Source organism: Kitasatospora sp. NPDC127067, from assembly GCF_042724755.1.
GTDB lineage: Bacteria > Actinomycetota > Actinomycetes > Streptomycetales > Streptomycetaceae > Kitasatospora > Kitasatospora lactacystinica.
In genome coordinates this window covers 45,936-55,387 of record NZ_JBHXEM010000053.1, presented here as the reverse complement: position 1 = coordinate 55,387, position 9,452 = coordinate 45,936, and the positions used below count along the sequence as shown (strand labels likewise).

Sequence of the window (9,452 nt, the reverse complement as noted above, 5' to 3'; positions counted from 1 at the left end):
GCGATCTCCCACAACCCGTCCGGAACAATCCAACTCCACGTACCCCGCCCCATGTCCCGATCAACGAGCCACCACCACATAGGACACGGTCTAAGTTCCCTTTTCTTTCCGGGAGTTCCCCATGCCCGATCCGAACGGCGCCGAGCGCCTGCACGCATCGGCCCCGTTGGCCTCCGCGCCGGTGGTCCGGCGCGGAGGCCGCTGGTGGCTGGTCACCGGAGCCGGTTCCCTCCTTGCCACCGACCCGGTGTTCACGGGCGAGCTGGACCGGTTCGCCGCCGCCAGGGCCGCCGCCGACCGCGAGGTCGCCCGCCTGCGGGCGAAGCACGGCGGAGCAGCGTGATGGACCCGCTACTCACGGGAGAGCAAGCCGTGCTCGGCGCGGTGCTGCTCGACCCGCGCCAGCTCGACCGCCTGGAGTGGCTGGAGCCGCGCGACTTCTACCGCCCGGCCCACCAAGCCCTGTTCAGCGCACTACGCGCTCTCGGCGATGCGGGCCACCCTGCACTCGCCGCCGAAGGGCAGGTGCCGCTGGCCTGGCTGAACGACAGCCTCGCCGAGGCCGGCCGGCACGTACGTGGGCTCACCGCCGCCTACCCGCACACCCTGATCGCCGCCTGCCCGCGCCCATCCAACGCGCCGGTCTACGGCCGGATGGTGCTCGAAGGCTCCATCCACCGCACCGTCGCCGAGCACGCCGCCCGCCTGCTCGCGGTCGCCGACGAGGGCACCCGGCAGCACGAGGCCGACGGCACGGTCGCCCAAGCCGACGTCCTGGTGGGCGTCCTCGCCGACCTCGCCCGGCGCTGGGGAACCCCGCCGAGGCCGCAGGCCCCTGCCGTGCCGCCGGCCGTCGTCGCTGCCGTACCCGCGACGGGCCAGATCGACGACGAGCGGTTCCTGCTCGCGCTGCTCGTCCACCAGGACGGGGCGATCGGCGAGGTGTTCGCCTGGCTGCGGCCCGGCGACTTCGCCGACCCGGGACACGGCCACCTCTACCGCTGCCTCGGGGCGCTCCACCACCGGGGGGAGCCGATCGACCCGGTCACCGCGCTGTGGGAAGTGCAGCGGCGGGACCTGCTCGCCGACGGCACCCTCACCGACGAACGCCTCTCCGCCGTGCTCGGCAACGGCGCGGTCGGCTCGGCCGAGTGGCTCGGCGAGCAGCTCCTGCGCGGCTCCCTCAACGGCGCCGCGGCCGTCGCAGCCCGGCAGATTGCCGCTCAGGCCGACGGCGACCGGCTCGCCCCCGGTCAGCTCATCGGCCAGGCGCTGCATGCGCTCGGCCCACTCGACCAGGTGCGGGAGCGCTGGCGCACGGCCACCTCCCCGCCGGAGCCCCAACCGCGGCAGCGCACCGACCAGGCGGCCCGCGTCAGCGCCGCGCTCGCCCGCAGCCCCGCCCGAGCCGCCGGCCGCACGATGCCCGGTTCCGCCTCCACCCGAATCCCGCACGGGGTCACCGACCCCGCCGTCCGCACCCGCCCCCACCGGAGCCCCTCGTGAACACCCCTGTCAGTGAATCCCTCGCCCTGCAGTCCCTGGCCCTCCGCCTCGAAGCGCAGGAGGCGAAGCTGCCCGCCGTGACCAGCCCGCCGACCCGGCTCGCCGAAGCCTCCTCCGTCGGCCGGCAGATCACCGAACTCGGCCACCTGATCGCCGAGATCGGTCAGGCCATCGAAGCGCGGGTGGCCGTAGAGCCCGTCCCCGAGCACGTTCTGCGCACAGCCTGGACCTACGGCGAGGTCGCCGACCGGATGGGCCAGACCGTCTCCGCCCTGGGTGCGGCGACCGACCAGCTCGCGACGGTCGCCCATCTCGGTCCTCTGCGCGGCCGGCGCGACGTCGACCAGGCCCTGGCGACCGCCGGCCAGGTCATCGAGGAAGCGGTCTCGACCGCTCACAGCGAGTTGGCGGAGGCCCGGCGGTCCATCCGGACGACGGTCTCGATCATCGATGCACAGCAGGCTCGGGTCGAAGCCGCCCGGGCCCGCTCGACCGGCGCCCTCCCCGGGTCCGCGCCGTTCACGCGGGCTGCCGCCGTGGCCGCGCCTGTATCCCTGTCCCTTGTGCGCTCGCGCTGAACCGCCCCGACACCGCCTCCAGGAACCACCCGTGAACGCACCCATCGACGAACCGCTCGCCCTTCGCACCCGGGCAAGCGCCCTGCTGCAGCAGGAAACACTGCTGCCTTCCATCACCGGACCCGCCGACGTGCCGGACGCCGTGCAGGTCGGCCAGCGAATAGCCGCGCTCGGCACGCTCATCCGGGATCTGGGGGACGAGTTCTCCGCTCGGGCCGCCAAGCAACCCGCGCACGGCGATACGATCCGCGCCGCTTCGGCGTACGCCGAAGCCGTCGGCAGTCTCGGCGAGGCCTCCGCCGCTCTCGGCCAGGTTGCCCGGCAGCTCGGCTTCCTCGGCGAAACCACCGAAGCCCGTCATCTTCCCTGGGCCCGGGAGGCTCGTAAGGACGCGGTCCGGGTGATCGAGTACGCCGTCGAAACCGCCCGCGACGAACTGCGCCACGGCGCCCAGACCCTGGCCCAGACCGCCCGGCACCTATCGGCCCCGTCCGACGGCCTTCGCCGGCAAGCCGCGCTGGGACGATCGGCCACCACCGCCCCGCCTGCTCCGGCGGACCTGGGCGGCCCGGCACCAGCGCCGACTGCACCTGCTGCTCTCGCCGTCCGGAACCGGCGGTGATGCCGACGCTCCCCGTCGCCGACCGCGGCCCGCTGGTCGGGAGCCTGTGCTCCGGGTACGGCGGTCTCGACCTCGGGGTCCTGGCCGCGTTCGGCGGCCGGGTCGCCTGGCACGCCGAAGTCGATCCGGGCGCCTCCCGGATCCTGGCCCGCCACTGGCCGCACCTGCCGAACCTGGGCGACGTCACCAAGATCGACTGGTCCAACGTTCCGCGGGTGTGCGTCCTCACGGCCGGATTCCCCTGTCAAAGACGTCTCGGTTGCCGGCCGCCGCGCCGGTCTCAACTCCGACACCCGATCAGGCCTTTGGCTGCACGTGGCACGCGCGGTCGAAGCCCTCCGCCCGCATCTCCTGGTAGTCGAGAATGTACGAGGACTCCTCACCTCCCCCGCCGTCGTCGCCTCCGATGGCGACGTGGAACCCTGTCCGTGGTGTCTGGGAGACGACCCAACCCAGCCTGATCTGCGGGCACTTGGCGCCGTACTCGGCACCCTGGCCGAGCTCCGGTACGACGCACGGTGGCTCGTGCTTCGCGCCTCCGACGTCGGCGCGCCCCACCACCGGGCCAGGGTCTTCCTCGCCGCCTGGCCCGCCGACCACAGCACTGCTGAAAACCCCGACCAGCAACATCGCGACGAACGGAGGCAGTCAGCATCCGGAGAAGAGGAAGCGCGGGGGCCTTGGTCCGAATTTGGCGGACGAGGTGGAGTGGCTGCTGCCCGCTCCGAAGGCGTCGGACGGGATCAAGGGCTCGCCGAACCAGCAGCACGGCGGCGGGGACCTGACCCTGCCCTCGGCAGCAGCCTCTCCCCGGTCCTCCTCGCCCCGGCATCCGGCATTGTGCTCCCCCCGGCGGTCCACTCCGCCCCCGCCATCAGCGGAGGCGTTGGCGTTGTGGCCGGAAGTGACGCCTCAGTCCGGCTCGACCCCGAACGGTGGGGACCGTACGCCTCAGCCGTCGCCCGATGGGAGATGCTCACCCGCCCGGCACCGCAGGCCACCGACGAGGGCGGCAAGCTCCGGGCCGAGTTCGTCGAGTGGATGCAAGGGCTCGCGCCGGGCTGGGTGACCGCCACCCCGGGCCTGGGCCGACCGGCCCAGCTCACCGCGCTCGGAAACGGAGTCGTACCCCAACAGGCTCGCCGGGCAATGGAGTTGCTGGCACCGCCCTTCCCTCCATGTCCGCGCTGCCGTACCGGGTGAGGGGCTTCTACCTCTTCTTCCCGGCCGTACCAAATCCCGGATTCCGCAGACTCTTCTCTCCGCAGCCGCACCGAGCCGAGGGGGCTGTCATGCCTGCGCATGCCCCGGTCCGGCGCGCCCGCGCACCGCCGGCCGTACGACCGAAGGACCTTCTCCCTTGAGCACCACCACCGCCTGCGGCCCAGCCCAGGGCAGCGGCTACCGCGCCGTCCTGGGCTCGCCGCACGTCGCCCGCCTGCTGGGCGGCACCCTGATCGGCCGCCTGCCCACCGGCATGGCGCCGATCGCGATCCTGCTGCTGGTGCGCGCCGAGCACGGCCCGCTCGCCCTCGCCGGGGCGCTCGGCGCCCTGTACGGCCTCGCCTCCGCGCTCGGGCAGCCGCTGCTCGGGCGCCTGGTCGACCGCCACGGCCACACCCAGGTCCTTGTCCCCGCCACGATCGCGGCCAGCACGGCGTTCCTGCTGCTGCCGTGCACCGGCCCGGTGCGCCACCCGGTGCTCGCCGTACCGGCCGTCCTGGTGGCGGGGCTGGCGGCGCCGCCGCTCGAAGCGAGCCTTCGGGCACTGTGGCCGGTGCTGCTGCCCGACACCGACCGCCGGCGCGCCGCCCTCGCCCTGGACAGCAGCACCCAGGGCCTGGTGTTCGTCGCCGGTCCGCTGCTGGCCACCGGCTTCGCGGCCAGCGCCGGGGCGACCGCCGCCCTGGTCGCGACCGCGGCACTTGGCCTGCTCGGCGCGGGTCTCGTCGTCACCGCCGATCCCTCCCGCACCTGGACGCCGACCGCGACTACCGCCCCGGTGCACTGGTCAGGTCCGCTGCGCGTGCCGGGCCTGAGGGTGCTGTTCGCCGCGCTGATCGGCACCGGCATCGCGCTCGGCGCCGTCAACGTACTGGCCCTGTCTGCCGCCGAGCACCACCGCGCGGGCTGGCTGGCCGGGGTGATGCCGGCCGCACTTTCCCTGGGCAGCATGCTCGGTGGCCTCGCCTACGGCCGTCACGCCTGGCCCGGCGCGCCGGCCAAGCACCTGGTCGCCGCGTCGATCGGCTTCGCGGCCGGATGGCTGGCCCTCCTCCCGGACCCGGCACCCGCCGTCGCCGTCCTCGGCGCCGTGCTACCCGGCACCTTCCTCGCCCCGCTGCTGACCGCGAGCTTCCTCACCGTCGACCGCCTCGCCCCCGACGGCGAAGCGACCGAGGCGTTCGCCTGGCTGGTCGCCTGCATCGGAGTCGGCCAGGCCGTCGGCACCGGCCTCGCCTCCCTCGCCGCCTCCGGCGGCCCGGAGCTCGTCGCGCTCGTCCCGCTCGCCGGGGCCGCCGCCGCGCTGTGGCTGCTCCGCCGCTTCGACCACCACCTCTCCGCCTGACCACCCCCGCCCGAAAGATCCACGATGAACGACACCCTGCGCTTCGACGCCGTAACTCCCGCCACCCGTATGCACGTTGTGTGGGACTGGAACGGGACGGTCAAGGACGACCTGGCCGACCACGTCTCCGCGTTGAACGCCACGCTGCCCGCTCTCGGCGGCCAGCCGGTCGACCAGGAGACCTACCGGGCCAAGCACACCGTGCCGATCCCGAAGTTCTATGCCCGCCTGCTCGGACGCGAGATCACCGAGCAGGAGTGGATCTCCAGCGACAACGCCTTCCTCACCCACCTGCGCGCCCAACCGGTGCGCGTACGCGATGGCGTGATCGAGCTAATGACCGCCCTGCACGAGGCCGGCCACACCCAGTCGCTGCTCTCCCTGTGCCCGCACGACACCCTGGTGCGCGAAGTGGAGCAGGCCGGCATCGGGCACTTCTTCGACCGCTACGAGGGCCGCACCGGCCCCTCCGGAGGCACCAAGGCCGCTCCGCTCGCCGCCCACCTACGCACCCTCCGCCTCACCGAGCAGGCGCACCGGGTGCTGCTGGTCGGCGACGCCATCGACGACGCCGACGCCGCGCACGCCAACGGTGCGCTCGCGGTGCTGCACACGGGCGGGCTGCACCATCCCGCCAAGCTCGCCGCCGCCGGACACCCGCTCACCGACACCCTCGCCAGCGCCGTCGCCCTCGGCCTTCGCCTGGGCGTTGATCACCGCCATCCGGCCTGCATCTAGCAGGAGTTGACGGCCGAGCCAAACCGCCGATCCCGCGGACCATCTCCCTCGACGACCGCTGCACCGGAGCCCTGCCGTGACCCGAAGAAGACCTTCAGCCTCGCTCGCCCCGTCCGCCCAAACCCCCTGGATGTGCCATGTCCGACCCGATGCCGGGCACCCCCGAGCCCGAGCCGATCCGCATACCCGACGAAGACCTGGACGACCTCGTCAGCGCCCTGAACCGCACCATGGCCGAGGTCCGCCAGCACGGCGTCATCCTCGACCGCCTCGGTTCCGAAGCCGACGACGAGATGGGGTCCGGCTCCGCGGAGCCGGACCCCGAGTCAGCGGACGAAACCGAAGCCGCCCCACCGCTGTTCATCCTCGCCATGGGCGGCGCGCAGTACGCCGCCGAGTTGGCCGAGCTCTCGTTCTGGGTCACCCACATCCTGCTGCCCGTCTACGGCCGGGAGATCGGCTCCACCCGCCCGTGGTGCGCGAAGTGGCCCGAGCACCCCGAAGCCGTCGCCCGCCTCCACGCGCTGTGGCTGGCCTGGCAGCAGCTGACCGCCGCCGAGGCCGGCCAGGGCGGCCCTTCGACGTGGCATCGCGACCACCTCGACCACGCCATCGCCCAACTCCGCTCTCCGGACGGTCCGTTCGCCGCGTGCACCACGAGCCCCTCCCGGCCGGCCCACCGCGTCCTGTCGACCCCCGACCAGCTGGGACTCGCCACATGAAGGACACCGACTTCCGGCTCGACGACCTCGAACCCTCCGACGAGCGCACCGCCGAACTGTACGACTCCACTTGGGTCAGCGACTTCAAGACGATCTCCCAGCACGATGTGGGCGACCGCAGTTTCATCATCGCCTTCGATGCCTCGGCCACCTGGGGCTACCCCAACATGCCCAACATCGCCTCCTTCGATCTCGTGCGCGACAACAGCCAGGCGACCTTCAGCATGCACAGGTCCGAGCACGCCACCTTCGCGTTCGCGCAGAACTGGCTCATCAACCGCGGCTGCCCTCCGGACGCGCTCGCGCCGACCATCGACGTCCCCAAGCCAGCCGACGAGCTGACCGTCCAGGTCGAGGACCGCATCCGGCGCTCGGACGAGGGCCTTGCGGTCGTCGACTACCAGGTCATCGACGGGTCCGACGTCGAGGGCTGGAGCATCGCCGTCGACCGCCAGGACAAGGAGCTGACCGTCCGGCTGTTCCTGGAAACGCTCCAGCCCGACCAGTACACCTACACGGTGCGCGAGGGGGCGTTCGCCAACCACGCCGCCGCCGAGAACTGGCTGGAGCAACGCTCCACTCCGCTGCCCGACGCACCGGAGTACCGCCTCGATGCGGCGGCCCTGCGTACCCGCGCCGCCCGCGCCCGCAGCACCACCGCCCCGGCCGCCGTCACCGCCGCCAACATTCTGGCCGCCGCGCCCGCAGCCGCAGTCGTCGCACGGCCCGATCGGGGGCGGTCGCTGTGAGCCACGCGAAGTTCGCCTTCTCCGCCCACCCCGACGCCATCGCCGATCTGCGCCAACTCCCCGACGCCGTCCGCGACCAGGCACTGCTGCACCTGCAGGACCTCGTGCACGGCGAGCGCGTCGCCAAGCGCCTCGACGGCCGACTGGAGGGCTGCCACAAGATCTACCTCGGCGTCGGCGACCAGTGGGCCAGCCACCGCCTGGTCGTGCAGTTCCGCGACGCCCCACCTGCCTCGAAGCACCCGCGCGAGGTCCACCTCATCGCCGCCGGCCCGCGGCTGGACTACGCGGTCTACCGCTCCGCCCAGAGCCGCCTGGGCCGCACCGGGCTCAACCTCCCCGCCGGCCTCAGCCCCGCCAAGGAGGCCCGGGTGCGCGCCGCCCGCGCCCGCTCCACGCGCCCGGCACCGGCGGCTGCCCCCGGCGCCGCGTACACCACCGCATCGCCCGGCTACTCCCCCACCCCCGCTGCCCGAAAGGCCCGATGATGACCACCGCCCCCACTCACGCCGAACTCGCCACCTGGCTCGTCGAGGTCGCCGAAGCCGTCTCCGGCATCGTCACCACCCAGCACTCCACGCCGCTCTCCCGCTCCTACCTCCACCCGGTCCTCGGCCCGCTCGCCGTCGGGCCCGAGGTGCTCACGACCCTGGCGAACCGCATGGAGGACCTGCTCGACGAGGAACTGCCGACCGCCCCGGCCACCCTGTTCACCCTGGCCTCCTACGCGTCCGCCCTGGGCTGGCTCACCGAGTCGCTCTCCGAACTGACGCAGACCGTCGACGTCCTGGCCACCATGGCCGGCCTTCCTCCGCGCCCCGGTGCCGCGCCCACCGTCCCCGCGGAGCTGGAGGGCTTCGACCTCTCCGGCTACACCCCGCGCGACCAGGAGACGGTCACCACCCTGGCGGCCGAAGCCGCGCTCCCGCCCGGCCTCTACCTCCAGGTCCTGGGCCTGGCCGAGGGCGCCGCCTTGGACTTCACCGACGCGTGCGTGGAGATCGTCGGCGCCCTGACCGAGGACGCCCACGACCTCCTCAAGGAGTCGGTCAGCTTCGTGCGCCTGGGCGGCAACGGCCCCGACAGCCTGCCCACCCTGGTCCGCTCCCTCATCGCCCGGATGGGGACGGACGAGTGAACCCGCACGACCAGCTGGCGAAGCCCGCCGCGCACCGCGTCTACGAGCGGCTCGGTGTGGACGACGTCTGGGCCCTGCTGCGGCGCCACCCCGAGGAGAGCCCCGAGGCCAGCCTCGCCTGGTACCTCGCCGCGTCCGCCACCGCCGTCGACGGCGTCCACCGCGAGCTGACCGCCGCCGCGAAGACGGCCGTCGAAACGCTGTCGCCCGTCGCGCGCGGCGAGTACGCCGGGCAGTTCACGCACGACGGCATCCTCCGGGAGTCCGGGCTGCGGATCGACCTGCTCGCCGCCCGCCGGGAAGCGGCCTTCACCCAGTTCGCCGCCTCGCTGGCCTCCTACGCCCAATGTACCGGTGCCGACCGGACGGCGACGACCGACGCGCAGTCCCGGCAGCAGCCCAGCCCCCGGCAGTCCCACGCCGGTCCGGCCGTCTGGGACAACGAACAGGGCACCTCATACAGGGCGTTGCGCGAGGTGCAGGTCGGGGATCTGTGGATGCGCGAGAACATGCTCGGCGGCAAGGAGGTCATCCACGGCAACGGCCTCGGGGCGCCGGTCGAGGCCGAGACCGTCGAGCCACTGGTCGCCGCCGGCCTGATCGCAGCCGACACCGCAACGGACGCCACCCGGGTGGGGCACATGCTCTCGCACACCCCGGCGGGCCGGAAGGCGCTGGAAGCCGCCCACGCCGCCCGCCGGCGCGAGGCCGCCGCCCTCTACCGCGGCGTGGCCCCCACCGCTGCCACTCCCGCCACTCCCGCACCGCTTGCCGCTTCCCTGGCGCGGACCTCGTCCTCCGCCCGCACGCGCTGACCAGGAGTCCCCCGA

The 9,452-nt window shown here is 73.4% G+C and carries 11 protein-coding genes and 1 pseudogene; all 12 read left to right on the top strand.

Annotated elements, in window-relative coordinates:
• Window positions 1-121 precede the first annotated feature (121 nt).
• The gene (locus ACFWJ4_RS21885) at window positions 122-343 is read left to right on the top strand and encodes a hypothetical protein (protein ID WP_380546210.1); all 222 of its coding nucleotides are present in this window, start codon (window positions 122-124) and stop codon (window positions 341-343) included.
• On the top strand, window positions 343-1,506 hold the full coding sequence (locus ACFWJ4_RS21880) for a DnaB-like helicase N-terminal domain-containing protein (RefSeq protein ID WP_380546208.1): 1,164 nt from the start codon (window positions 343-345) through the stop codon (window positions 1,504-1,506). The genes ACFWJ4_RS21885 and ACFWJ4_RS21880 overlap by 1 nt, the downstream gene beginning before the upstream one ends.
• A gap of 609 nt (window positions 1,507-2,115) precedes the next feature.
• The gene (locus ACFWJ4_RS21875; RefSeq protein WP_380546206.1) at window positions 2,116-2,706 is read left to right on the top strand and encodes a hypothetical protein; all 591 of its coding nucleotides are present in this window, start codon (window positions 2,116-2,118) and stop codon (window positions 2,704-2,706) included.
• Window positions 2,706-2,894, top strand: a pseudogene (locus tag ACFWJ4_RS21870) (DNA methyltransferase); the annotation flags it as partial. The gene ACFWJ4_RS21875 and the pseudogene ACFWJ4_RS21870, both read left to right, overlap by 1 nt.
• Window positions 2,830-3,909 carry a DNA cytosine methyltransferase gene (locus ACFWJ4_RS21865; RefSeq protein WP_380546216.1) on the top strand — a complete coding sequence of 360 codons (1,080 nt, stop codon included), beginning with the start codon at window positions 2,830-2,832 and terminating at the stop codon, window positions 3,907-3,909. The pseudogene ACFWJ4_RS21870 and the gene ACFWJ4_RS21865, both read left to right, overlap by 65 nt.
• A gap of 157 nt (window positions 3,910-4,066) precedes the next feature.
• A complete protein-coding gene (locus ACFWJ4_RS21860) occupies window positions 4,067-5,275 on the top strand; it encodes an MFS transporter (protein WP_380546204.1) in 1,209 nt (402 codons plus the stop codon).
• Window positions 5,276-5,299: 24 nt separating this feature from the next.
• The gene (locus tag ACFWJ4_RS21855; RefSeq protein ID WP_380546202.1) at window positions 5,300-6,013 is read left to right on the top strand and encodes an HAD family hydrolase; all 714 of its coding nucleotides are present in this window, start codon (window positions 5,300-5,302) and stop codon (window positions 6,011-6,013) included.
• A 137-nt stretch (window positions 6,014-6,150) separates the two neighbouring features.
• Window positions 6,151-6,735, top strand: a complete 585-nt coding sequence (locus tag ACFWJ4_RS21850) for a DUF4913 domain-containing protein (protein WP_380546200.1) — start codon at window positions 6,151-6,153, stop codon at window positions 6,733-6,735.
• A complete protein-coding gene (locus ACFWJ4_RS21845) occupies window positions 6,732-7,484 on the top strand; it encodes a glycosyl hydrolase (protein ID WP_380546198.1) in 753 nt (250 codons plus the stop codon). The genes ACFWJ4_RS21850 and ACFWJ4_RS21845 overlap by 4 nt, the downstream gene beginning before the upstream one ends.
• Window positions 7,481-7,972 (top strand): hypothetical protein, encoded by a 492-nt coding sequence (locus ACFWJ4_RS21840; RefSeq protein WP_380546197.1) that lies wholly within the window; start codon window positions 7,481-7,483, stop codon window positions 7,970-7,972. Before ACFWJ4_RS21845 ends, ACFWJ4_RS21840 begins: the two co-directional genes overlap by 4 nt.
• Window positions 7,969-8,622 carry a hypothetical protein gene (locus tag ACFWJ4_RS21835; protein ID WP_380546195.1) on the top strand — a complete coding sequence of 218 codons (654 nt, stop codon included), beginning with the start codon at window positions 7,969-7,971 and terminating at the stop codon, window positions 8,620-8,622. The genes ACFWJ4_RS21840 and ACFWJ4_RS21835 overlap by 4 nt, the downstream gene beginning before the upstream one ends.
• Window positions 8,619-9,437 (top strand): hypothetical protein, encoded by an 819-nt coding sequence (locus ACFWJ4_RS21830; protein WP_380546193.1) that lies wholly within the window; start codon window positions 8,619-8,621, stop codon window positions 9,435-9,437. Before ACFWJ4_RS21835 ends, ACFWJ4_RS21830 begins: the two co-directional genes overlap by 4 nt.
• Window positions 9,438-9,452: the final 15 nt, after the last annotated feature.